The organism is Wolbachia endosymbiont (group A) of Yponomeuta plumbellus (assembly GCF_947251575.1).
In the GTDB taxonomy this organism is placed as follows: Bacteria; Pseudomonadota; Alphaproteobacteria; order Rickettsiales; family Anaplasmataceae; genus Wolbachia; species Wolbachia pipientis.
The window spans coordinates 1,017,999-1,042,904 of the sequence record NZ_OX366353.1 but is presented as its reverse complement, the minus strand read 5'-3'; the positions used below and the strand labels follow the sequence as shown (position 1 = coordinate 1,042,904).

Sequence of the window (24,906 nt, the reverse complement as noted above, 5' to 3'; positions counted from 1 at the left end):
ATTATGAGACTTTCTTTATATGCTATATTATCAATCTCACTGCTATTAATTCTCATGCATGTTGCTGCAACTTTTAAGGATTGGAGTGGCTACAGGAAATATATCATAAAAGAGTTAGAGAAGACGTATGATGCTAAAGTGCATATTGGGGGAAAAATTAAAGTTTCGTTGATTACCCCAAAGCTCACTATTTATAATGTATACGTACAATACAACGAAAATAAAGAGCAAAAGTTGTCAGATTTAATTAGTGTAAGAAAAATTGAAATAAGGCCATCGTTCCTATCGTTGTTTTTATTTTCGTTGCAACCAAAGTCAATCACATTGTTTGGCATGAAAAGCAACAAAGAAAATTTACTTAATATTATAAATACAAACGCCAGTGGTAACACAGTCGATATAGTAATAAAAGACAGCCAAGTAAGTTTCAAGAATGATTTCGCTGATATTGTTAACATAAAGGAAGTTGCTGTAAAAAAAAATAAGCAGTTTTTTGGTAAAGTAAAGGTAGGTGATAATAATTACGATTTTTCAGGAAAGGTTAATATCACAAAAAGGAATGTACACATTAGTGTTGAATCAAATTTTGTAAATTTGCTATTTACAGGTAATAGAAATCAAGAAGAACTCCAGGGTAATTTAACATTAACAATTAATAACAGTTCCGGTTCTGTGAGTGATTTAGCAAAAATCATTAATCTTAGCTTTCTCTCTTGTGTTATTCCTAGCGAAAATATCAAGATATCATCCAATATAAGTCTTAATGAAAGTGAGTTTACGGCAACTGACTTAAAAATTGATTCCAAAAGCATGCAAGCCAGAGGTACAATACAAAATGATAGAAAAGGCAATCACACTAATTTCAATATTAGCTTCAGTAAAGTTGATTTAGATTCCATACAAAATGATTCACAAAGAACAATGAATATGAAGGATCTTCTGGAATGTTTTAGAGCAGTTGTGCCAAAGAACTTGAGCTTAAATTTTAATATGGAAGCTTCTAACATTCAATATCAAAACAAAATATTGGACAATTTCCGTGCTGTACTAAAATCCACTGATGGCAAAGTAAAAGTTAATACGCTTCTTAAATTTCCTGGAATCAATAATATATCTTACTTATCAGGAGAGATCTCAAACAATAATGTCCTATCTGAATTCAACGGTGATTTATTAGTCGAAGGAAATGATTTTGAGTCATTCATTTCATGTTTTTTCCCTTCTATAAAGATGAAAGAAAACCAGAAAAATCAATTTACACTAAGTTCTAAACTGCACCTTGCACCAAGAATATTATCTATCTCAGACATTAGACTGCTAAATAATAAGGAATCCTTGCAAGGGTCAATTAGAGTAAGCCATACAAAAAAACACAATGTGGTCAATGGTGAATTTAGCATGCATAATCTTGATGCAGATAAATATGATCATTCATTATTTAGCAGTTTACCTAAAATGCAATGGCTGAAAAATTTTCAGTATGATGCAAATATAAAGGCCCGTGTTAATAACCTTACATTGAATGATACGAAAATTAAAAATTTGGATTTTTTGCTGAAAATGGAAAAAGGTAAGCTAGTTGCAGATAAAATAAAACTATCTGGAGAAGATTTCGATATTACCGGTAATGCAAAAATATTAGCAGATCAAAAATACGCCAAACCTTTATTAGATGTTAACCTTACGGGCAGTAAATTTAATGGAAATATCTTTAAATTACCGAATTTAGTAGAGACGAAAAGAAATTCAAGAAATGAGATAGATCAAATTCAATGGTCAACAAAGCAGCTTGATTTTTTGTATGATAAAGAAGGCTTTGATGCAAATGTGCAAATCAATACTGCAGAATTTAAAACCGAGCAGAATGTTTTAAAAGATTTTAATTTGGATGCGGTAATGAGAAACAACACTATCACTATCAGGCAGGCAAGTTACGTATTAGAACACGGGCAAGTGTTTTTTCAGGGTTATTTAAGATCAGACTCAATAAATACAAGGTTTTCTATTGTAAATTTGGACACTAAAAAGATTGGTAAGGTTATAGGAATTGACAATGTAAATGGTCAGGTAAGCTTAAATGGTGAAATCAAAACTCAAGGAAAAAGTTTTCATGATTGGGCTAGTAACTTATCAGGAGATGTAAACTTACAAGCGCAAGGAATAGAAGTTACTAATGTAGATTTCAATTCATTTATCACTAATTTGTTAAGCAGTAAGAATAAATCTGAAATTTCCACACTTGCTTATGTTGATATATATAACGGTAAAACATCTTTTGAAAATATTAGCGGAAAAGCAAGTATTAAGAGTGGTATATGTTCAACTAGTTTACAATTCGGGATTGATCAAGCATCAGGGTCAATCTCTTCTAATTTAACCTTATCTAACTTCGCTTTAGCTTCTATATTCAGGTTCTTTTTCATACCACCAAATTATAGTAATCCAATCTATATCGATATGCATTTGGATGGCCCTATTTGGCGTCCTAAGATGAGTTTTGATGTAGACCAAATCTTCACCGCTCTGGTTGGCAAGAAAAATAGTTGATTTACTTAGGCGTACGGTTTAGGAGACAATGAACTCATCTGAACGGGTACAAACTTAACCTAACTCATCACCACCTGGCAGTGGTGGCAAGCCAAATGCTTCTCTCTTTTCGTTGAGCGTCATGAAGCTTGCGTTTTCTACGTATTTCCACAACTTTTGTCTCTTTTCCATGAGAATCTCTATTGCATCTTTGTCGTACGACAAGCACAGATCTTCACCAAATTTTGGTGTTAGCCAAGAATTCAGGTGACAGATAATATTTTCTAGCGTTGGTAAAACCGTCTGTTCCCAAAGGGACAAGCGTGCTTCGACTAAATTGCTATAAGTGTTATCACCTGGTATGCCAAGCAACTGCGGCGGAACGCCAAAAGCCAGGGCAATATCACGAGCTGAACTGTGTTTGGACTCAATAAAATCCATATCCCTTGGTGATAAGCTCATTTCTTTCCACTCCAAGCCTCCTTCAAGCAATATCGGCCTCCCAGCATTGACAGGACCTGAATAATGATCATTTATCTGTGCTTTTAAGCGTTGGTACTGCTCTTGACTTAAACTTCCACCACTTCCATCTTTTGCTGATTTTACAACTATTGCACCACTTGGTCTTGCTCCGTTTTGCAACATCGCTTGATTCCAAGCACCAGCCTGATTATGCTGATCTATACTATATGCAGCCGCCTCAATTGGTGATAACCCATACCAATCATTCAAAGGGTTAAAGGTCTTTAGGTGCAACACTGCTGAACGTCCGGTTAGTTTATCAACTTTAAAGTCATAACTGTTGTTATTTATGGCATAACGATAGTTATAAGGAACGTTATTTCTCCCTGGAACAATTTCAACCCTATCGGGGCGCAGAAGATAAAGCTCTGTTGGTAGTTTTCTATTGTTCTGCGACTCAACCATCAATATATAAGAATTGCCGTTAACTAACCGATAAGTTACAATCCCCTCAATAAATTCCGATTTTGATGTCATTGGATTAGGAGAATAAAGTAATTTCAGTAATGGATGGGCTTTTAGTTGCGATTTTCCCTGTTCAGTAAGCTGGCAGAGAGTAAGAGGTACCGAAGATGCAGCACTTGCAATCATATTGATTGCTCGAAAGGCAATAACATTTTTTATGTAACCTTCCTCAGCAAAACTTACATAATCACGCTTACTCCAACTTGGCTCCATCATTAGTTGCAAAGCAGAATATTTAGTAAATACTGCGCTTTTTTTTCTTTGAAAGATGTTGAAATTCATATGTGCCTCCTAAAAAATTGAATTTGTGGTAGAATTATATCAATTGGTGTCACAGGAAGGATATACTAACGTACGAACATTATGTTTGAGAGCAATCTCTACACAGTAGTTAAATGGCAGGCACAATAAGGGGTAGCAAAAAGAATGAGCTTTTTTTTTGAGCTGAGCGAAGCCACCTAAGGTAGAAAATGAATCAGGAAGGAGTAAAAATATATTTAATATTTATATGATGTACTTACTTATAAATATCTTTTCTGTGTCCTATCTCTGTGATAACCACTTCATATTTTATAATATTTACGGAATAGATAACGCGATAATCACCTACCCTTAATCTTCTTTGTCCTTTAAATCTGTAATATAATGGCTCACCAAGGTTAATGGATCAACTGTAAGGCGCTTATTTATCGCATTTATGATCCTTAATCTTATTGTTTTTGGAAGAGCTGGAAGGTCTTTCTCAAGAACGCTTTCTATGAAGATAATATTGTATTCCAGTCTACATCCTCACTTCTAATTTTCTTCACACCTGAAACATTACGTCTAGCAGCACGCTCAATTAGTATTTTATCTTCCTCATTTTCAATTGCTTCTTGTATTAGCTTCTCTGCTAGTTCTTTAATGGACTTATTTCTTATTTTAGCCAGTCCAGCAAGACACTCTGAAATTTCGTTGTTGAAAGTTATGCTAAATTTTGAGTTTGCCATATATTTTACCTAAAATCTACTAATAATTATACAACATTTTTCTGAATTTTTCAATAAAAAAAGTTGCCTATACGTAAAGAGGACCTGTGTTGACAAATAATTAAACATTTGTCATGTACTATGTTTGTTAAGGAGAAATAGCACAGAAGTTAGTATTAAGTATATTAGGAATAAGAAAGGCTGCGCCCAGTGTCACACACTGGAATAACAGGAAAAAACGAACTGCTATACTAAAAAAAAAGAAATAGAATATGACAGAATGGCTAATATCTAATCAGCTTATTGATTATAACTGTGCTGTAAAATCCATGGAAGAGAAAATTCAACAAATTCACAATAATTCAGCAGACGAATTGGTATGGCTACTCCAGCACCCTCCACTTTATACTGCAGGAATCAGTGCAACAGCTGATGATATTGTTGAAAAACTATTTCCCATATATAAAACAGGAAGGGGTGGTAAACACACATATCATGGTCCAGGACAGCGCATTATATATTTAATGTTAAACCTTAAAAAAAGAAACAAATGCGATATAAAGCTATATATTAGAGATCTAAGTAAGTGGATCATAAATGTTTTAAAGCAATTTAATATACTTGGAGAGTTTAGAGAAGATAGAATAGGTATTTGGGTAAACCATAACGGAGTAGAAAAAAAAATTGCAGCTTTTGGTATCCGTTTAAGAAAATGGGTAACTTATCATGGCATAGCGCTTAACGTCTTTCCAGACCTCTCTCATTATAAGGGTATTATTCCTTGTGGACTGCAAGATTATGGCGTCACGTCAATGGAAGAACTAGGAGTGAAAGTTCCACTCTCTGAATTGGATGATATACTAAAAAAAGAGTTTTATAAGATATTTTAATGATTGTTTACCTTTTATATTTCATTCTCACTTTATGTGCTAACACAGGTATTCATGCAATCGACCAAGTTGATATTATTGCTCCTTCTTCGAAGGGAAAAGAATCAGATCTGACTACTATAAAAGAATATGTAGAAGCTTTGGATTTTAATCCCCATATTTCGGAGAAAATATATAGTAATGATAATCCATTTTATTCCAACTCTGATGAATTCAGAGCAAATGATTTGATTAGTGCACTAACTAATGACAGTAAAATAATTTGGTGTATCAGAGGAGGAGAAGGGGCTTCTCGGTTAATTCCCTATCTAGAAAAGTTACCCAATGATAAAAAAGAAAGGATTGCTCAAAACAAAAAAATCCTCATAGGCTATAGCGATATAACTGCCTTGCACACCTATCTACAAGCTAAATATAATTGGCAAACTCTTCACGGCACCATGTTGGAAATGATAGTAAATAACTCCATTTCTGAAAGCTCTGTTAAAAAATTGAAAGAGTTAATTCTTAACAAGCAGGATTCTATCAGATTTGATAAGCTAAAGATGATAAATAATGGCATTAGACTAAAAGATGGCAGATTAAAGTCTAAAATCATCGGTGGTAATATGACTTTAGTTGAAAACAGTATAGGAACTGTTTGGCAAATAAATGCGAAAGGTAAAATTCTATTTTTAGAGGACATAAGAGTCTACCCATACGCAATAGAGCGCAGTTTAGATCACCTAAAACAAGCTCACATCTTTGATGGAGTACATGCAGTAATCTTTGGGGATTTCGTTAACTGCTATAACGATAACCTTGTTGAAGTTGTAAAAGAAAGGTTTGCAAAAAGTGTTAACTTTCCTGTATTTACAATGAAAGGGGTAGGCCATGGACATACAAATGATCCTTTACCTTTTAACACTCACGCTATTATTAGCGTTCAAGACGAAAAAGAAGGTTTGTTTTTTATGGACGTGCAGAATTTAGCTAATCTTATAGCTAACGCGAGCTCTACGTCATGCCGCCGCAGTATCTCTTAGCCGCTAACACGTACTTAACCGTCATACCGCGATTCATTCGCGGTATCTCATCCGCTAACAAGAGATCCCGCTAACAAGTAGTGGGATGACGAGCTTACCGTCATGCCGCCGCGAACCGTCATACCGCGATTCATTCGCGGTATCTCAGCCGCTAACAAGCAGCAGTTCTACGTCATACCGCCGTGGTATCTTTTAGCATAGATCCCGCTAACACGTAGCGGGATGACGAGCTTATCGTCATGCTGCCGCGAACCGTCATACCGCCACGAACTGTCATACCACCACGAACCGTCATACCGCGATTCATTCGCGGTATCTCTAGATCCCGCTAACAAGCAGCGGGATGACGGTTGTCTCCTAGCTGTCATCCCAGTACTGGTAGACTCAAATCACAATGCTCGTATAGCTGCAACCCTGGAGGTACTGTTTCTCACCCACTGCAAATATTGCACGGTACTATCCACTTGATCATCGTGTCGAGTTTCAGGAAACATTAAAATCTCATACTCAAAATCGTTCAGCCATACTGCTTGGTGCGGCAGAAAAACCTTGCCAGACTCTATAATCGGAACAATTTGATAAAATCGAGTGAGTTTGTCATCATGTGGTACTATTTCGATAATTGGTAAATCACTGTTTGTCTTTAGCTCTTGCACCAATTGCTGACCACTTGTTTTTGCTTCGATTAAAATTGCGTGCGGTGTCCATCTTGCAGCTAGTGACAGAACTTGCTCTTTAAGCTTTGGATACTCAAGCTTTGCGCGATATACATCGAGTAAATAGAATTTATTGCCCACTTTTGTCCAGGTGGTGCAGACGCTAAAGTTGCTCATGCTGCTTGTTGAAACCGCAGTATCCCAACTTTGTGTTATATGCGAGAGATTATCAGGAAATTTTTTATAGCGTTTCAACCACTCTGGTTTAATTATACCACTTGAAAGCGGCAGAGGGTTTTGTTGATATTGAGCAGCAAAAGCGTAACTCCCAAGTTCAACCTTTATCATCTCAATTTCTTCTTTTCCTCCATCTAGGGGATATAGCAACTGACTTTCTTCTCTTGAATATAATATCCTTACAGGTGACGCTGGTTTATTATATAATCGCCTGGTCGCACAGTGCTGAGCTACTCGGATGACAGGAACGGGAGGCATTGGCTTTTTGATTGAATAAATAACCTGCTTATTTTCAGAAATCATTGGCAAACAAATATGATGCCATATGTTTTTTGGCTTGGAGAGAAGGTGTCCAGTTAAGTCCTCCTGGTGTAGCCTGTGCATTACAAGAACGATGACTCCTTTTTTTCTATCGTTCAGCCTGGTTACTAAAGTCTGATCAAACCAGTTTATGGCACGCTTTCTAAGCGTTTCACTCAAAGCTTGAGCAGAACTGAGCGGATCGTCCACAATGATAAAATCACCACCTTCACCAGTTAGTGTTCCACCAACTGATGTTGCGATTCTGTATCCTCTCTGCACTGTTTGAAATTTATATTTTGTATTCTGGTCTTTGGATAGTTCTATCTCTGGAAATAGCGCTCTATACCAACTAGACTGCATTATGCATCTTGTATCGAGCGAGTGCTTTTCGCTGAGCCGCTGAGAATAACTTGCAACTATTATTCTCGCAGTTGGTTGGTTTCCCAGTATCCATGCGGGCCACGCAACACTAGCGCACAGGGACTTCATTGAACGCGGAGGCATATTGAATATTATTCGCCTCATTTTGCCAACATTTGCCGCTTCAAGTCTGTCTGCTATGACTTTTATATACTGATAATCATTATACTCACACCCCGGCACCACCGTTTGAAAGCACAGTTCAATGAATTTTAGAAAGTTCATGATATAATGTTGAAACCAACGCGTGACGCTGGGATGACAAAAAAAGGAGCACTGAAGGCTATAGGTGAGACGTCGCGGTATCTCTAGATCCCGCTAACAAGCAGCGGGATGACGAATTACTATGCCGCCGCGAACCGTCATACCGCCGCGGTATCTCAGCCGCTAACAAGTAGTGGAATGACAACAATCCTACGTCATACCGCCGCGGCGCTAACAAGAGATCCCGCTAACAAGCAGCGGGATGACGAATTACTATCTACACCGTCATACCGCCGCGGTATCTCTCAACATAGATCCCGCTAACAAGTAGCGGGATGACGGTTGTCGTTTAGCCATAAATATTAAGAAATTTACTAAATGAAAAAAAAGGCAAAAGAAGCCCTGGGGTTATTATCTGCTTTAAAATATTGGCGTTTTTTATGTTTTAAACGCTTGACAAGCGAGATTCAGCCGCTTTTAATTGCAACTAACTTACGCTGCAAATGTTTAAGAAATTTACTAAGCAGAAAAAAAGACAAAGAATCCCCGAGTTAGCTAGTCTTTTACTATCTCTGTCGAGTATTGGCATTTTTTGATGTCTTGTAACGCTTTATAAGCGCGTTCAGCTTATTTAGATAAAAATCTAGATGTAGATGAAGTTTTGTAAAGACATACAGTATCTATATACTGCAAAAAATTGAACATAAGACGCCGATACATTAAGTAATCCTTACCTTTTAATCTGCAGATTGGCGAAAGCAAATACAATAGCTTCACTGTTATGATAAGGGGGCTGGCGAAGGGTGTCAAGGAAGTTTTTTCGTTTCTATTCCCAATAAAAGTTTGTTATATGGTTATGCAAGAAGTTTAATACTCATAGTTTCAAGCATATACTGAAATATCTCATTAGCAATTGCAACATCTTGGCGTGGGGCTTTGCCGTGTTCTATAAACACAGAGATTGCATAGCGCGGGTTATGGTAAGGGCCATAGGCGATAAATAACTTATGACTTTCGCCCTTAGAGTTTATTTCTGGTGTACCGGTTTTGCCAGCAATTTGTATACCGCTTAGCCCTTTCTTATAGGTTCCAGTTTTAGAATTCACCACATCAAACATAGCTTTTCGAACTATGCTAAGATGCTCACAATCCACATCAATATCGGGAAAATCTTGTATCGTTTTACTCATCTCAATGTGGGGAATTACCTCTTTTCCTGTTGCAATCCTCGCTGCAAGAACTGCAAGCTGTAGTGGTGTTGTAAGCATATACCCTTGTCCTATAACTAAGTTGATAGTGTCACCTAAATACCACTGCGAATATAGCTTTCGTGTACGCCAATCTCTATCTGGCAACAACCCTGGAGCTTCTTCTTTAAACGTTCCAATCAGTGGCCCACTTCCAATACCAAATTTTCTGGCCATTTCTACTAGAGAGTCTACACTTATTTTTTTCCCTATATTATAAAAGTAAGTGTTGCATGATAATGCCATTGCCTCATTTAAAGATACATACCCATGGACTTTGCTTTTCAGACAACGAAATTTCCGCTCACCTATTTTCATATAGCCCTTGCACGAGAATTTCTCTTCTGGTGTTATTATCCCGTCTTTTAAACCCGCAAGCGCAACTATTACTTTAAATATTGAACCAGGTGGAATTTGATATGATAACGCACGATTCACAAGCGGTAATGAAGGAGCATTCAAGTTTTCCCAAGTCTCATTTGATAGCCTGCTAGCAAAAAGATTATTATCGTAAGAAGGTGAATTATATAATGCTAAAATTTCTCCATTATTTACATCAATTACCACTGCGGAGCCTTGGTGATCTTTAAATACCTCTGCGGTTTTCTCTTGCAGATTAATCTCAATTGTCAGTTGTACATCTTGTCCGTCTTGTTGTGGTATGCTTGATAATTCTTTTATGACGCGTTTTTTAGAATTTATTTCCTGCTCAGATTTTCCTGACTTGCCTTTCAATATATGATCATATGTATATTCAATACCGCTGATTCCTACTTCGCTTATGCCTTGCTGTCTTTTTGTATATCCGATTACATGAGAACACATTGAACCAAACGGGTAATAACGTTTATAAAGAGCAGTTATTTTTTCTGACGATTTTGCTATTTTAGACTCGACTTCTGATAATGTCTGCAAATCAACTTCCTTACCAGAACCATCAAACAAAACAACATACGAAATTTTGTTTACCGCAAGTTCAATGCTATTCCTATCTAAAATTTTGCCCCGCTTAGGCATAATAGTAGCAACTCTTATTCTATTACTATTAGATAGTGCTTCGTACTTTTGTCTGTTTCGTATTTGTAAATTATATAACCTGCAACTAAAAACCGCAGAAATGGTAAGCTGAATACCACCTAATATGAATGCTCTGCGGTTAAAGACTTTGTTTTTTGTCCACATAACATTCCTTCAAAACACACTTTTTCCCCTCTTTTATTGTTACACTTCTGGCTTTTACCGTATTACAAACCCTTTTTTCCCACTCACTTAAGGTCACAAACTTATAATCTGATTTTTTTAGTATTTTAATAATATGAGGTAAAGCTTCAATTGTGTTTGACCTGTTATTGTGATCATGAAACAGTATAACTGCTCCATTATGTACATTACTTAAAACTCTTTCAACTAAAGTTTCTGGCTTATCACCTTGCCAATCTAGCGAATCAACTGTCCATAATATTGAATACATATTTAATTGATCAGTATTTTCAATCAGATTATCGTCATAACATCCATATGGCGGACGAAACCATTTTACATCTTGTTTTATTGCATTTTTAATTGCTGTATTTGTCTTTTCCAATTCTTGCAATTGTTCCTCACTTGAAAGTGATGTCAACTTCCTATGCGACCAAGAGTGATTGCCTAACTCATGACCTGATTCATGAATTTTCTTTACTATTTCAGACGTTTTTTCATTTATACGTTCACCAAGCACAAAAAATGTTGCTTTTGCTTCATAGCTTTCCAGAACATTAATAATATCGTTTATTCTATTGTTGGAAGGTCCATCATCAAACGTAAGCGCAACAAACTTATCGTCGTTATTCAATAATTTTTTTATATTACTTAAATTTCTATATGATAGATCTAGATTACAACTGAGCCCACAGTATGGTAAATTAAAATTACAATCACTACAAAAAGCCGTACTTGAATATAGTAAGAAAAAAGTGATTATCCTTATAAACATTTGTAATCAGCAAAGTGATAGAATACTACACTTTTTTGCTAAGTTAAGCCATCTTTAATTGCTGTAGCCTTTACTTCATCGCTTCTTTAATATATTATATTAACAATTTTATATAATATATTATGATTGCAAATATAAATACCGTTGCGCTTCAGGGAATTAGCACAGTAAATGTCAATGCACAAATTCATATGGCAAATGGTATTCCAGCTTTTAAAGCAACAAGGACAACATTGCAAATTTAGAGTTCAAAAGGGTTATTCCTCGAGAACTACTGCGTCAGAAAGTTGGCGTTGAATTTGTATATAATGTTGACCTTGGAGGTTTTTATGAATAATAGTGAGAGAAAAGAAAAATTGGAAACTCGCATTTTATCAAGTAGAGGCAGGTCTTTACTTGACCATGAGCTACTGGAACGTACTCTATCTGAATGTGAAGAAGGAAGAGAAGTGGCCAAAAAGCTAATAGAGCTCTTTAGTAGTTTAGGAAGGGTAATTAACGCTGACTTTCATGAGCTAAAAAATGTTACAGGAATGAATGATGGAGCAATAGCAAGTATCTTTTGTCTGAAAGAGATTTTCGATAGGATACTGAAAGGTAAGTTAAAAAAGCTGTCGATTCTTGATAACAGAGAAGAGCTACTAAAATACTTTAAAACAGCAATAGGGCAGTCACGAAAGGAAAGCTTGCGAGTAATATACTTAGATCGAAGTGGTCATTTGATATACGAGTATATTCAAGACTGTGGAACTATAGACAGAGTACCTCTATATGTGAGAGAAATAATCAAACAGGGATTACTGATCGATGCATCATCTATTGCAATTTCACATAATCATCCAAGTGGAGATACAGAACCATCAAAGGAGGATGAGGATAACACACTTACATTAGCTGCAACCTGCGAAAATGTAGGAATGAAATTAATAGATCACATAATCGTAACACAGAAGAGCCACTTTAGTTTTTATGATAGTGGTTTATTGTAATCTGTAGACCGGAAGGAAAGTTCTCCAACTTTCCTTCTTTTTTTCTACTTCATAAATTAAAAAATTCAATATAAGCTTGAGCAGCTAAAATTAGTAATGAAAGGTGGAATTAGGCAAAAAAATAAAAGAGCTTAGATTATACTGTGGTTTAACACAAACTGAGTTGGGAAAGAAAATAGGCGTTTCGTATAGACAAATACAAAGGTACGAAAATAGTTCAAACCAAATTTTGGCCAGTAGGCTATACGACTTAGCAAAAGCACTATCGATTAATGTGGCTGATTTTTTTACTGATGTGCATGTCGACTCACATGAAACTTATGATGAAGAAATACTAAAATTAGTCAAAGGATATAATGAAATTAAAAGCAAAAGGTTACGTAGCGTAGTTTATATATTGGTAAAATCTTTTTCTCAAAGTTACAATGAGAGTTAGTATTGCTTCAATACCTCAGTTAATATATTAATAAATGATTGTACAAGATGAACAACATCCTATTGATAAACAAATAGGTGAAAGAATAAGGAAGAGAAGGTTAATATGCGGTTTTAGCCAAAGAGACTTAGGAAAAAAGCTCGGAATTTCATTTCAGCATATACAAGGATATGAAACTGGAGAGGTAAGGCTTGTAATTGATAGATTGTATAATTTGGCAGAAGCTTTGTCCGTTGATATGTCATATTTTTTTACCAAAGCTTCTGAAGACTTACACGATAAGGCCTTTTGTAGCGATGTGGGTAGTGAAGAAATATCAAGGCTAGTGAGGGAATACAGGAAAATTAAGGATGAAACGTTGCGTGATATTGTGCATTCAGTGATAAAAGCGCTTGCCAATAAATAATATTGCCTGAATATATCTTCAATCCACTTCTACAAGCAATGCTAGTTAAGGTAAATTTTTTATGGTAATTTTGATTAAATTTCAAGAACTACTTTACTTTGCAATAATTATGGCTATGTAAAAACATAGCCACCAATCAAGAACGTCCTACAGATGTCGTTTTGGTATCTTTTAATTTGCTCACCCAAGAAAAGGTCTCACTACTTTTAGAATTTTGGTCGCCCCACCTTCCACATCTAGTAAAGCTGCCTTTTTCCACTACTTCTTTAACAGACATTCCACCAAATAAACAACCCTTTCCTACGATTTCTCCTATTTCTTGCAACTCGTTCCACATTTCTTCATCTTCTACCTCAACTTGTACTTGATGATAGTCTTCTGTGTCATGATATACCATTAAATTTAGCTCTCCTAGGCTAGTGCAAAGTGTTACTGTAAAAGCGCTGTTATCGGATATATCTACGTAATTTCTTTTACCGTCTTCCCAGTTTTGACCTCAACTTCACCATCACCTATTTTTATGATACTACCGCCAAGGTTTAAGTCTCCTTTACTTAAGCCCAAATTTTTTGCACCTTCTACAACTTTGGCAACATCAACTATGCAGCTATGTGAAAATTCAATATAGAAGGTCTTATTATCGATTTCTACATCTTCAACAGTTCCTTCTATAGTAGCGTCTTCTCCAACTTCCCTAAGTTTCTTGAGCCTACTATATATTTGTGGCTCAATTTCTTTTTGCACTTTTTGATACATTTCAGTTATTTTCTTATCAACTTGTACATTAAAATCTGCTCCATTTAAGGCTAACCTCCTGATTATATCCTCTTGTTTATTTCCTTTGAATTCATCACGATACATCTTAAACATTGTAACGTTAGCAAAGCTAAAGCCATCTTCATTGGCAGCATTTATTCTTATTCCTAAGTCCAAAGCTTCATCGATAACTTTACTTAACTCGTTTATATTTTTAGCTGCAATAGCTTTTTCCAGGAATTCATTTAGTTTCATATTTTCATATTCACTTAGTCTTATCCTGCATAAAGCTGATCGAAATGGATTGAGCTCCTCAGGATATGTTAAGACAGGCAATTTACTAATCTTTTTATTTGCTGTTGGAGCAGCTTTTATAAAATTAGGTAATAACCCTTCTTTTGCTATTCGCTCTACCGCTTTTAACATTTTACTAGACAATTTTTTACCATTTATTTTTTTCATTGTAACCCTCACTTAATTTCATTACTATTCGATCATATCGTGATAAATATTATTTAATTGTTAATATTATACGACTTATTGATTTACTGTATATTATAATAACAAGTTTTGCGGGCATCTACACTAGAAAAACACATCCTATAAAAATTATTTCAGTTTCAACAAAAATGGGGTATCGTAATCGTAAAATTGAAAAAAATGGATATCCTATCTTACTCTACTGAAAAGCTGAAAAAGCATTGTCAGCTACTTGATGATGAAGAAAAAATAGTTCTATATGAGCAGCTGCTAGACAAGGCTAAAGATATACTTGAAAACTCAAGAGATGATATTGCAAAGTTGAAAGAGGTAAGCAAAGCAGTTGTAGCAATAGAGGAAACTACCGATAAGCAGTTACTAGAAAAGTTTAATGATGATCACCCGCTAAGAGAAGTGGACATTTTAATCTACTCTCCTCAAGGAAATACTGAATATCTATTCAGCATAGATAACTCATCAGAGCTTTATGATTTAAAAGAAGACAAAGAAAAAGCTCTTTATAATGCAGTAAAGTTAAATGATGTTGAGCTTGTAAAAAAGCTGCTAATGATCCTTTCACCTACAGAAGTAAGTAATTTTGACACGAAATACTTGGAAGAATTGAAAATATTGCTGTCAGGAATTCACAAAGAATTGCAATTATCACAAGATATGAAAAATTATCTTGAGAAGACGATAAAGTTCTATAGTTTTTTATGTAGTAATTTTAACTTACTAGTTACAAATCCTACTGACGTAAAAGCCATAATTGATCTATTTGCTGCTCAACCAAATATTGATTACCAAATAGATAAGCTTCTACTTTCTTTTATTGTAAGAGATGTTGAGGAAAAAAAGCTAAACTCTGAAATTAGTCATATGATAGAACTTCTTGAGCAACACGAAAGATTTGCTGAGCTCGAATACAAGGTTAGAAGATTAAGATCAGAGTTTGCAAGTGGCAAAAGCAGATACTCGGCTGAAGTAATACGAAATAGCATTGCAGAACGAGAAAAAGAGATGAGGGAAATTGAGAAAAAATACGTAAGGCCAAACGATTTAATTAGCGAGAGGCAGAAATTATTAAAGCAATTACTTTGCTAGCTTTTTTTCCACTTCATAAAATTTGTTGTAAATTTGAATAAGAGGTGAAAAGTGCAATTAGGTAAAAAAATAAAACAACTTAGGTTAGATCGTGCTTTGACACAGACCGAATTGGGAAAGAGAATAGGTGTTTCGTATAGACAGATACAAAAGTACGAAAATGGTTCAAATTGTGTTTTGGCCAGTAGATTATATGATTTAGCAAAAGCACTATCGATAGATGTTGCTAACTTTTTTACTGATATGCACACTGACTCACATGAAGCTTATGATGAAGAAATACTAAAGTTAGTCAAAGGATATAACGAAATTAAGAGCAAAAGGTTACGTAGTGCAGTTTATATATTGGTAAAATCTTTTTCTCAAAGTGATAATACATAGTTAATATTACCTGATACGTAAAATGACTATACAACATCCTATCGATAAACAAATAGGTGAAAGAATAAGGAAAAGAAGGCTAATGTGTGGTTTTAGTCAAAGAGACTTAGGAAAAAAGCTTGAAATTTCATTTCAGCATGTACAAGGATATGAAAGCGGAGAGATTAGGCTTGTAGTTGATAGGTTATATAAATTAGCAGAAGTACTATCGGTTGATATGTCGTATTTTTTTACCAAAGCCTCTGAAGACTTACATGATAAGGCCTTCCATAGCGATGTAGGCAGCGAAGAAATATCAAGGCTAGTGAGGGAATATAGAAAAATTGAGGATGAAACTCTGCGTGACATTGTTCATTTAGTGATTAAGGCTCTTGCTAATACAGGCTTTAAAGCATAAATTCTCTCCTTGAGTCGTTGAAGAAAACTTAAACTTTCATTTTCTTCATCATTTTGCTTTTCTTTCACTTTGATGCGTGTAGTTATACCCTACACAAAGTATAATGTTTTAAAAATAAAAACCTGCACCATAAAATATTGAGATTTAGAATATTAACTTATAAAGTCTTTTCGGCAGTTTTAGCGAGGGTTTATTAGCAAGGATGTTGGAGGTTAGCAATGACTATATCTGAAGGTGTAATACAGCGTATAAGGCATAATGATAAGAACGCGATAGGGGATGATTTTTTGGTCAAGGTGGCTGTGCACCATCCAGCTAAGTTTGATAGCTTAGAAGTAACAAAATTTTTAGTAAATAATAAAGGTGTAAGTTTTAACGCTAAAACTAATGACGAAAACAAGCCTATTCATATTGCAGCTGATTTTTGAAATATCGATATTGTAAAATTTTCTCTTAATAAGGGAGTAGAAGTTGGTACAAAAGGTAAAAACAATTGGACTCCTTTGCATTATGCTACCAATAAAGGATATCTAGGAATTGTAAAGCTTCTAATAGAAAAGCAACAACAAGAATCATTTATTAATAATTCTAATATTAATAATTCTAAAACTACAGATCAGTCTACTATGCTGCCAAGGAAGGCCATTTACCATCTGTAGAATTTCTCATAGAATATAATGCACCCCATAAACTAGACCAAAAAAAATGGTTGATCCGAGTAGGAAAGTAAAGGGGTAAAAGTATGGCAACAAAAAAATATGAACCAGAGTTAAAAGCAAAGATAGCTTTGGAAGCAATAAAAAATCAAAGAAGCACAGCTGAGATATGTAGTGAATATAAAATACCATCAACAAATCTATATGATTGGCGTGATAGAGTATTGGCAAGGTTAAAAGACCTATTTGTTGAAGAAAGTGAAAGTGCGAGAAAACAAAGAATCTTAGCGCAAGAAATAGAAAGTTTACATAAAGTAATAGGAGAATTGACAGTGGAAAATAGTTATTTGAAAAAAAAATTACTGAAATAAGCAAAAAAGATAGAGTAAGGTTTATAGAAAAAGATTCTGATCTGTCAATTAGGAAACAGGCTGATTTACTGGGGATTTGCAGATCTAGCCTATATTATAGGCCTATAATTAATAACGAAAGTGAAATTTGATTCAAGAAGTATATTTGGCTTCTGATTGCCGTTATGGATATCGTAAAATTACTGCTGAGATCATAGCGAGTGGAGTAGTAGTCAATCACAAAAAAATCTTAAGAATTATGAAAAAAATGAAGATTAGTGGGCTGTATTGTAGAAAAAGATGTAATACAAGTATTAAAGAAAAAAAGCATAAAATATATCCTTATTTACTCAAAGATTTGATTATTTGTAGAGTTAATCAGGTATGGGCTACTATATATTATGGTAGAAGGTAAGTTTGTCTATTTTGTGGCAATAATGGACTTGTATAGTCGCTATATTATTGCTCATTCATTATCACCATATCTCGATGCTGGATTTTGCCTTTATACTCTCAAAGAAGCTCTAAAACAAGGTAAACCTGAGATTTTTAATAGTGATCAAGGGGTGCAGTTTACTAGCTACAACTTTATTATGGAATTAGAGCGTGCTAATATTAAAATCAGTATGGACCATAAAGGACGTTGCTTCGACAATATATTTGTTGAGCGCTTATGGAGAACTTTAAAGCAAGAAGCTATATATTATTATAGACCAAATAGTATCAGAGATTTGAATCTTATAATAAACGATTTTGTTGCTTGGTATAACTATAGAAGGCGACATCAGACTCTACATTATAAAGTTCCTGCTGATCTCTATTATCATAAACAGTAAATGAATATATTCATAAATACTTTAAATATGTGTCGACGTATTTATCAACATATTCATTTTAAAAATCGGATCACTTTGAAAAAAATGGTCTAGACAAATGGGTGCATTATAATGTATAACAATGTTACAAAAAATAATATCATAGAATTCAGTAGGATAATTCCTAGAAAACCCCTACATACTAAAAAAAGCAAAATGCTGTTAAAATGAGCTTAAGAATAAATAGCAAACATCTAACATAACAATTCTATTTGTAAATCAGGTGAGGCTTATCCTATAGAAAGCTTTCGAACTACGCAAGCGTATCTTTTGCCTTTAGTATTTCTTTATTGTTTAAGATAACTGTCTGAGCTCCTCTGCCTTAGCATTATATCTCCACTTTCTGCAAGTTATTCCATTAAGTAGTAAAAATATTAGACTTGCCGCAAAACTAAGAAAAAAAGACCAAAGATAGAGCAGATTGAACTTACAGTAAAAATAGAACAAAAAAACTCCAACAATAAATTATACAAACTTCATCAGGTTAACTTTAACTTAAGAAAACATAAATCAAATTTTCTTGCTCAAAGACCTTGCTTTTTCTCCAACCTTACTCAAACGTACTCTAGCTTAATGCATAATTTTACCCATAAACAACCTTATCTTTGGTACTTTTATTAGTTACAAGTCATCTAGAAAACCCAGATGCTCTACGAAGCCCACCAATCAATATCAGATCCTGCTCTTGTCCTACAGCATTTAATATAGCGTATAACAAAACCATCGCATCTCCCCCAGTAATACGCTTGCATCCTCCACAAAATTCGTATTCACTTAACTGTCGATTTGCCTCCACCCTTTTTCGTTCAACTTGTTCTGCGGTGTTAGCATACTTCAACTCTATTCCAATTGGATGAGTATCATCATTTTCCGCAGATTTTGATAATACTAGGTCTATTTTCCTTCCTCTCTGTAGCTGGAACTCAATAATTACCTTGGCAGGATTATCGCAACTTTGAAATATCCCACGCAACAAAGCCTGAAATTTAGCTTCATTGTTCACGAGTAGACGGGTTCCATTTAATAACGGAGACAACAGACGAGAAATCTCATTAAATAAAACTTCATACCTAGCCCTGTACTCACCATTAACATTACCATCATTACCAAAATTAGGCTCAGCACTCATCAACTGATCTGCAAGTTGATGTAAATTCCTAACATTACCCATTTGTTCTGAAAACCTTCCCTCGAAATAACCTTCACTATGAGAACGTGAGTAAGCACGTAGTGATTCGAATTTCTTTGCAGAAGCCACTTCCAGATGACCCTGGACATCTACTTCACAAAGTACTTGACGCACCTTAGCATCATCTGTGGCTTGAGGCAGTAACGACAGGTTCAATGCCTTGTCTGGTAAAGTCTGCCACTTTAAACGACGAAAAATGTGAAGCACAACAAAACCAATATTTGATAAAAATAGAGCTAAAGTTAACGCATGGCTTACAATATCTGCTGCATCTCCCCTACCACCTGTACGTTTCATTTTCTCTCCCTGAGAGTGGTTAAATAGATACTTGGTAACCCTTACCTCCCGCCCATCATTTGTTTCTAAGTCCCTCCTTGTAGATAAAACATTTCCAAAAACAAACGATGACGTACAGGAAAAAGTGTTACAATGAGGCGATTGAGTGAACTCTGATGCTATGGGTTGTAAAAAACGTTTTACATTTCCCCTAACTCCATTTCCATGAGGATGTAGTAAACCCGGTATTAAGGAAAGACCACCTTCTGAAAAGGCCTGCACAGAAGTTCGGAGACCAGCACCTCCACGTAATTGAAAATTTAACGCTACACAAACAGCACTTGGTGATGAGGTATGAATAGGCAAAGACGAAACAGAACAACTTTTAGCATAATCTTTAGCTTGCTCTAATCCTTCCTCATCACCAACCTTCAACTCAATTATAATTGGAACCGAATCATTTGTCTGATCAACACCACGAACAAGCAAAACAACATCTGCATAACCTTTTCCTATAAGTAGCTCTGGGTAGAAATCAGCCACAGCTCGGTATCTAAAATTTACTAAAAACCCACACAGAAAACCGTGGTAATCAGACTCTGCACGAAACACTAAGCTATCTTCATGTTCATCATGGATATCAATAACATATTCCAAAATTCTTTTAACATTAGTACGCACTTCTCCTGTATCATCATTTGCCAACTCACTCATCAGGTCTAACAATTCACCTTGTTCTCTGATTGGGTTAATTTCATAAAAATTGGAGCTCCAGGTTCATCACGTTGAGGAAATCTATCTATTTCATGAATAAACCTACATTCTTCTCCAAACCGAAATATTTTATACTCTTCCCAATCCAGATCCTCATCTTCCTGTAATTCTTGTGGAAGATTCTCTTCTACCTGCTGCTTCTCTTCTGCACTAAACCTTGACCCAGGGCTGTTCTCATTATCAGCAACAGTATAACACCTGACTATTCTTCTATTTTCTTTATTAGTGAGAACAGCAACTTTTAGATTTCCATAATTGTCAAAACGAAAATAGACTCTTTCATCTTCAACTAATATACCTGCATCATGTGCAGTAGAAAACATACCAAAAAAGAATGTAGGAAAAAAGCCAGGCTTATTAGCCGAATGCAAAAAAGATGGACAGTTGTTTAAAAAACCTACAAATTGTCTACTAAACTCATCACAACCTCCACTTAATAAAGCCCTAACTAATTCACGATCTTCATTACTACCATGCATAAATACTCCTATTTGTTAACAACTGCAGCAGGCGAAATACTAACATTAGTACCCACTAACGTAGATTGAGGACCTTCAGTGCTAGCAGAGAATAAATTCAAATTTCTCGCTGACTTACACAACTCTTCTATTAAATTGCAGGAGCTAGTTGCATCTATCATCTTAGAATTCCTTGTTTTATCTAAACTATTTGCTATCCTCTCTTTTAATGATTTAAAGCTTTTGTCTGAACAACAATCTTTAGCAAACTTTAAAATACTCAAGACCAAATCAACTTTTTCACCATCGCCAGCACTTTGAGTATCCTTGCTGTTCTCCTGATCTACAATCAAATTTGAAATTGCATTTTCCATTGCAACAAAAGCAATCCTATCTTTAAAAGGATCGACAACATTTATTTTATTTTGGTTAAATACACTAGATTCCCAAAGACTGCTAATAGCTGACCTTGCTTCATTCCTGTTATCCAAGTCATAATCTTTAGAAACTACAACAAATGAAAGCGATGAGAGAAGATGTGCATATCCTCTAGGTGAAAGCATTTTCTCTACTTCAGATCTTGAACATCCCTCGCTCAAGTACTGGATAACATACTTAGTTGTGCAAAGAAAACCGTGCTCTACTAAGTAACTAAGAGGACGGTAGATCACACCCCTATCTTTCTTATTCGGTAGCCCAAGTAGTGACTTATGATCTACTTTTGCGCTTATGACTTTACCTAGAAGGGAACTTAAGGTAGAAGCAAGTTTATAGCTAGATTGCAATGGAGATAATTTTGCAATAGCAGAAACTAGCAATTTTTCTCTCTCTTCTTTCACTAATTTTTCTTCAGAACACAGACGATTATAGAAGTGTTCCACTCCCTTACTCCACTTGAAATCTACAGCCTTATTAAATCCATCTTCTGCTTCTATATTTTCTCTAAGGTTACCTGATTCTTGATCAATCCAGAAATTGAAAACAGGATCACGTCTTCCCATGGAACTTAACAATTCAACTCTTGCAAGCTTATCACTGCAAGCTAAATTCCTATCTTCCTCACATGCACCTTTATGAGATAAGTCAGATCTAAAAGACTCTAACGCCTTGTCAAATAATTGCTTAATTTCACTCTCTACACACTCAATACATGCTATTTTATATATAGCAAATGGATTCAACACACCTGATTTAGCTAATTCTCCTACCAATTTAGCAACATCTAGTGTCGCACCTGACCAACAAGATTCATCACGAAACGCATTACATAAGAGGTCCGATTGCTCAACGGTTAGACCCTCTACTGTTACAGGGTGAGCCTTGACCCATTCCTCAATAGCTGAAGTTCTATCACCTTTAACAACATCCTTCAGCTTACTTATTACTTTGCTAGAGATAATCTCTTTATTTTTTTTAGGATCAGAACTGAGACGAGATCTTTTGCTTGGGCCTGCATTACCCTTCAAATCTTCCGTTCCACGTTTAGTTTTACTTTTTGGCATCTAATTACCTCAAAATCAAATATTCAATGAAGGTATTATACAAGCATTAGAATAATATATAAATCGAAAAATTAGTGTGCACCTAAATTTAAGCAGTAATTATAGACCTGCTGCAAAAGAATTAGTTTTGTAGTAAAATTATATGAGTACATCGTATCTATTAAATCATAAGCTTTATGGATTACAGATTGAGAGCTTATTTGTTTGGGGTTATCTGGTTTATACTTAGCTTATTTAGTAGTGTAGCTAATGATACTATATCAAAATATCTAAGTTTACATCTTCAGAGTTTTGAAATAATTTTTTTCCGCTTTCTGTTTACCACTATTACCCTTGTACCTTTTATGTTTTACTATGGAATAGAAACTTTTAAAACAAGTCAAATATCTACTCAAATAACCAGGGGTGGGTTGTTGTTTTGTGGAATGACCTTATGGACTTACGGGTTGACTGCTTTCCCCATAGTAACTGCAACGATTATAAGTTTTTCTATACCATTATTTGTTATACTTCTTGCAATCCCTTTGCTAAACGAAAATATAATTTGGCAAAGATGGATAGTAACTGTTATTGGCTTTGTTGGTATTGCTATTACTACCAAAGCTCATAGTGAAGATTTTAATCCTAAAATTCTTATTTTTATTGTATCTGCATTGATCTTTGCTATATTAGATATACTTAATAAGAAACTTGTAATAAAAGAGTCAGTAATAAGTATGTTATTTTATTCAGCTCTAACGACAACTATTTTTTCTACTCCACCTTTGTTATTTTATTGGCATATGCCTTCCTTGTTGGAGTTAGTATTACTGCTGATTTTAGGAATAAGTTCAAACCTAATTCTGTTCTTCATGTTAAAAGCTTTTGCTCTTACTGATGCTACTGCACTTGCACCGTATAGATACATAGAGCTAATAATTTCTGCAATAGTAACATACGTTATATTTAATGAATTACCTGATAAAAGTGCTTTATATGGTACTTTGATATTAATACCATCAACCTTATTTATAGCTTATTCGGAAGGTAAGGCAATTAAGAAAAATAATGTAACAACAAAAGTTTATAATTGTTAATGGTATTTATTTTAGATGCTAAGCTATATTTTTAAGGTGATAATAAAATGCACATAACTATTATAGGAGTAGGGTATGTAGGCTTAGTATCTGGTACAATGTTATCGGAGCAGGGCCATAAAGTTGATTGCATTGACATAAATACTGAGAAGATTGAACTTTTGAAATCAGGGAAAATTCCTCTATATGAACCTGGATTAGCAGATTATTTAGAGAATAATATAAAGTCACAAAGGATAAGATTTTTCGATTCGTATTCTCAAATAAATCCCAATACAGAAGTAGTATTTGTAACTGTAGATACTCCATCAGACTCCCTAGGAAATGCAAATTTAAAGAATGTATATAATGCAGTAAGTGAAGTTTCTGAGAGAATTAATCAAGATTGCTTAATAGTGATAAAGTCAACTGTTCCTCCTGGTACTGCAGAAAATATACATAATTATTTATCTAATAAGGGCTATAACTTTGATTTGGGGGTTAATCCAGAGTTTCTCAAGCAAGGCTCTGCAGTATCAGATTTTTTATACCCAGATAGGATAATAATAGGAGTAAAAACTAAGCTAGCTAGGGCAAAACTAGAAGTTATATATAGATCATTTATAGATAAGAATATTCCGTTAATAGTCACTGATACAGTTACTGCTGAAATGATTAAATATGCTTCTAATGCCTTTCTAGCAACAAAGGTTGCTTTTATCAATGAGATGGCAGGTTTATGTGAGCTATTAGGAGCAGACATTGACCTTTTAGCTAACAGTATGGGAATGGACCATAGAATAGGTAAGGAATTTCTCAAAGCTGGTCCAGGATTTGGAGGATCATGTTTTCCTAAGGATTTGTCAGCTTTATTAAGGCTTGCTGAAGACTACAATGTTAAGCTACAAATTTTAAATTCAGTTAAAGAATCTAACTATAATCATATAACAAACATTGCTAAAAAGGTAGAATATGTATTAAATGGAGTCCAAAATAAAAAAATAGCAATATGGGGGCTAACTTTTAAGTCTGGTACTGATGATGTAAGAAATAGCCCAGCTATAGATATTGCAAAATTGTTAGTGAATAACAAGGCTAAAATTACTGCATATGATCCAATGGGGATGGATAATGCTAGGCAAGTTCTAAAGGATATAGAGTACGCAGACAATGCTATAGGGGCTGCAAGAGACGCGGAAGCCTTATTATTATTAACGGAGTGGAAAGAATTTAAAAATCAAGATTTTGCAAGTTTAAAGAGTATTATGGCTGCACCTAATGTTTTTGATTTCCGTAATTTATTAGATAGCGAGCTATTACTAAGATATGGTTACCATGTTTATTCCTTGGGTAAAAAATCTATCTACAAAGTTTAACTGTTGAG

General features: G+C 34.8%; 25 protein-coding genes and 1 pseudogene. 15 read left to right on the top strand and 11 right to left on the bottom strand.

From position 1 onward, the window contains the following. Positions 1 to 3: 3 nt before the first annotated feature. Positions 4 to 2,547, top strand: a complete 2,544-nt coding sequence (locus OPR39_RS05085) for an AsmA-like C-terminal region-containing protein (protein WP_265039296.1) — start codon at positions 4 to 6, stop codon at positions 2,545 to 2,547. 54 nt (positions 2,548 to 2,601) lie between these two features. Here the strand turns inward: OPR39_RS05085 and OPR39_RS05080 are convergent, their stop codons facing one another. The 3 genes from OPR39_RS05080 to OPR39_RS05070 form a co-directional block, all read right to left on the bottom strand. Next, on the bottom strand, positions 2,602 to 3,795 hold the full coding sequence (locus tag OPR39_RS05080) for a phage portal protein (RefSeq protein ID WP_265039294.1): 1,194 nt from the start codon (positions 3,793 to 3,795) through the stop codon (positions 2,602 to 2,604). 235 nt (positions 3,796 to 4,030) lie between these two features. After that, positions 4,031 to 4,105 carry a hypothetical protein gene (locus OPR39_RS07130; RefSeq protein WP_320109782.1) on the bottom strand — a complete coding sequence of 25 codons (75 nt, stop codon included), beginning with the start codon at positions 4,103 to 4,105 and terminating at the stop codon, positions 4,031 to 4,033. Positions 4,106 to 4,268: 163 nt separating this feature from the next. Beyond that, positions 4,269 to 4,502 carry a DUF6290 family protein gene (locus OPR39_RS05070; RefSeq protein ID WP_012673333.1) on the bottom strand — a complete coding sequence of 78 codons (234 nt, stop codon included), beginning with the start codon at positions 4,500 to 4,502 and terminating at the stop codon, positions 4,269 to 4,271. 251 nt (positions 4,503 to 4,753) lie between these two features. Here OPR39_RS05070 and lipB point away from each other — a divergent pair, with 251 nt between their 5' ends. Together lipB and OPR39_RS05060 are read left to right on the top strand one after the other, a co-directional pair. Then, positions 4,754 to 5,371 carry a lipoyl(octanoyl) transferase LipB gene (gene lipB, locus OPR39_RS05065; RefSeq protein WP_141456645.1) on the top strand — a complete coding sequence of 206 codons (618 nt, stop codon included), beginning with the start codon at positions 4,754 to 4,756 and terminating at the stop codon, positions 5,369 to 5,371. After that, positions 5,371 to 6,396: an LD-carboxypeptidase gene (locus OPR39_RS05060; RefSeq protein WP_015589333.1), complete on the top strand. Its 1,026-nt coding sequence runs from the start codon at positions 5,371 to 5,373 to the stop codon at positions 6,394 to 6,396. Before lipB ends, OPR39_RS05060 begins: the two co-directional genes overlap by 1 nt. Before the next feature lie 389 nt (positions 6,397 to 6,785). Here OPR39_RS05060 and terL read toward each other — a convergent pair whose 3' ends face one another. The 3 genes from terL to OPR39_RS05045 all read right to left on the bottom strand — a co-directional run bounded on the left by terL (position 6,786) and on the right by OPR39_RS05045 (position 11,297). Then, complete coding sequence (gene terL / locus OPR39_RS05055) at positions 6,786 to 8,237, bottom strand: phage terminase large subunit (RefSeq protein WP_265038812.1); 1,452 nt, start codon at positions 8,235 to 8,237, stop codon at positions 6,786 to 6,788. Between the two features lie 833 nt (positions 8,238 to 9,070). Then, a complete protein-coding gene (locus OPR39_RS05050) occupies positions 9,071 to 10,645 on the bottom strand; it encodes a penicillin-binding transpeptidase domain-containing protein (RefSeq protein ID WP_015589167.1) in 1,575 nt (524 codons plus the stop codon). Further along, positions 10,620 to 11,297: a polysaccharide deacetylase family protein gene (locus tag OPR39_RS05045; RefSeq protein WP_265039291.1), complete on the bottom strand. Its 678-nt coding sequence runs from the start codon at positions 11,295 to 11,297 to the stop codon at positions 10,620 to 10,622. The genes OPR39_RS05050 and OPR39_RS05045 overlap by 26 nt, the downstream gene beginning before the upstream one ends. A 263-nt stretch (positions 11,298 to 11,560) precedes the next feature. On the opposite strand from OPR39_RS05045, the gene OPR39_RS05040 reads away from it, so the two are divergent. The 4 genes from OPR39_RS05040 to OPR39_RS05025 all read left to right on the top strand — a co-directional run bounded on the left by OPR39_RS05040 (position 11,561) and on the right by OPR39_RS05025 (position 13,269). After that, the gene (locus OPR39_RS05040; RefSeq protein WP_255317433.1) at positions 11,561 to 11,683 is read left to right on the top strand and encodes a hypothetical protein; all 123 of its coding nucleotides are present in this window, start codon (positions 11,561 to 11,563) and stop codon (positions 11,681 to 11,683) included. Between the two features lie 84 nt (positions 11,684 to 11,767). Next, the gene (locus tag OPR39_RS05035) at positions 11,768 to 12,427 is read left to right on the top strand and encodes a JAB domain-containing protein (protein ID WP_012673223.1); all 660 of its coding nucleotides are present in this window, start codon (positions 11,768 to 11,770) and stop codon (positions 12,425 to 12,427) included. A 103-nt stretch (positions 12,428 to 12,530) separates the two neighbouring features. After that, positions 12,531 to 12,863, top strand: coding sequence for a helix-turn-helix domain-containing protein (locus OPR39_RS05030; protein ID WP_041582615.1), 333 nt, complete (start codon positions 12,531 to 12,533; stop codon positions 12,861 to 12,863). A gap of 34 nt (positions 12,864 to 12,897) precedes the next feature. Further along, positions 12,898 to 13,269: a helix-turn-helix domain-containing protein gene (locus OPR39_RS05025; protein WP_041582616.1), complete on the top strand. Its 372-nt coding sequence runs from the start codon at positions 12,898 to 12,900 to the stop codon at positions 13,267 to 13,269. 136 nt (positions 13,270 to 13,405) lie between these two features. Here the strand turns inward: OPR39_RS05025 and OPR39_RS05020 are convergent, their stop codons facing one another. Both OPR39_RS05020 and OPR39_RS05015 read right to left on the bottom strand, forming a co-directional pair. After that, positions 13,406 to 13,666 (bottom strand): hypothetical protein, encoded by a 261-nt coding sequence (locus OPR39_RS05020; RefSeq protein ID WP_264331268.1) that lies wholly within the window; start codon positions 13,664 to 13,666, stop codon positions 13,406 to 13,408. Positions 13,667 to 13,728: 62 nt separating this feature from the next. Next, positions 13,729 to 14,487: a hypothetical protein gene (locus OPR39_RS05015; RefSeq protein ID WP_265038732.1), complete on the bottom strand. Its 759-nt coding sequence runs from the start codon at positions 14,485 to 14,487 to the stop codon at positions 13,729 to 13,731. A gap of 198 nt (positions 14,488 to 14,685) precedes the next feature. Between OPR39_RS05015 and OPR39_RS05010 the strand changes: the two genes are divergently transcribed. The 6 genes and pseudogenes from OPR39_RS05010 (at position 14,686) to OPR39_RS04990 (ending at position 18,229) form a co-directional block, all read left to right on the top strand. Further along, positions 14,686 to 15,609 carry a hypothetical protein gene (locus OPR39_RS05010; RefSeq protein WP_012673225.1) on the top strand — a complete coding sequence of 308 codons (924 nt, stop codon included), beginning with the start codon at positions 14,686 to 14,688 and terminating at the stop codon, positions 15,607 to 15,609. Positions 15,610 to 15,660: 51 nt separating this feature from the next. Then, on the top strand, positions 15,661 to 15,990 hold the full coding sequence (locus OPR39_RS05005; RefSeq protein WP_007549995.1) for a helix-turn-helix domain-containing protein: 330 nt from the start codon (positions 15,661 to 15,663) through the stop codon (positions 15,988 to 15,990). A gap of 22 nt (positions 15,991 to 16,012) precedes the next feature. Beyond that, positions 16,013 to 16,387, top strand: a complete 375-nt coding sequence (locus tag OPR39_RS05000; protein WP_007549999.1) for a helix-turn-helix domain-containing protein — start codon at positions 16,013 to 16,015, stop codon at positions 16,385 to 16,387. A gap of 218 nt (positions 16,388 to 16,605) precedes the next feature. Next, the gene (locus OPR39_RS04995; protein WP_265038730.1) at positions 16,606 to 16,815 is read left to right on the top strand and encodes a hypothetical protein; all 210 of its coding nucleotides are present in this window, start codon (positions 16,606 to 16,608) and stop codon (positions 16,813 to 16,815) included. Between the two features lie 3 nt (positions 16,816 to 16,818). Further along, on the top strand, positions 16,819 to 17,046 hold the full coding sequence (locus OPR39_RS07280) for an ankyrin repeat domain-containing protein (RefSeq protein WP_082246108.1): 228 nt from the start codon (positions 16,819 to 16,821) through the stop codon (positions 17,044 to 17,046). A gap of 83 nt (positions 17,047 to 17,129) precedes the next feature. After that, positions 17,130 to 18,229: pseudogene (locus OPR39_RS04990) on the top strand (IS3 family transposase). Positions 18,230 to 18,896: 667 nt separating this feature from the next. Here OPR39_RS04990 and OPR39_RS04985 read toward each other — a convergent pair. The 3 genes from OPR39_RS04985 to OPR39_RS04975 are packed head-to-tail and all read right to left on the bottom strand — an operon-like array spanning position 18,897 to position 22,467. Beyond that, positions 18,897 to 20,447 (bottom strand): PD-(D/E)XK nuclease domain-containing protein, encoded by a 1,551-nt coding sequence (locus OPR39_RS04985; RefSeq protein WP_265038727.1) that lies wholly within the window; start codon positions 20,445 to 20,447, stop codon positions 18,897 to 18,899. 5 nt (positions 20,448 to 20,452) lie between these two features. After that, a complete protein-coding gene (locus tag OPR39_RS04980) occupies positions 20,453 to 20,986 on the bottom strand; it encodes a hypothetical protein (RefSeq protein ID WP_265038725.1) in 534 nt (177 codons plus the stop codon). Between the two features lie 8 nt (positions 20,987 to 20,994). Beyond that, positions 20,995 to 22,467, bottom strand: a complete 1,473-nt coding sequence (locus OPR39_RS04975; protein ID WP_077188281.1) for a hypothetical protein — start codon at positions 22,465 to 22,467, stop codon at positions 20,995 to 20,997. Between the two features lie 176 nt (positions 22,468 to 22,643). Here OPR39_RS04975 and OPR39_RS04970 point away from each other — a divergent pair, with 176 nt between their 5' ends. Both OPR39_RS04970 and OPR39_RS04965 read left to right on the top strand, forming a co-directional pair. Further along, positions 22,644 to 23,543: a DMT family transporter gene (locus tag OPR39_RS04970; RefSeq protein ID WP_265038721.1), complete on the top strand. Its 900-nt coding sequence runs from the start codon at positions 22,644 to 22,646 to the stop codon at positions 23,541 to 23,543. A 47-nt stretch (positions 23,544 to 23,590) separates the two neighbouring features. Next, positions 23,591 to 24,898 carry a UDP-glucose dehydrogenase family protein gene (locus tag OPR39_RS04965; RefSeq protein WP_265038719.1) on the top strand — a complete coding sequence of 436 codons (1,308 nt, stop codon included), beginning with the start codon at positions 23,591 to 23,593 and terminating at the stop codon, positions 24,896 to 24,898. The last annotated feature ends 8 nt before the right edge of the window (positions 24,899 to 24,906 follow it).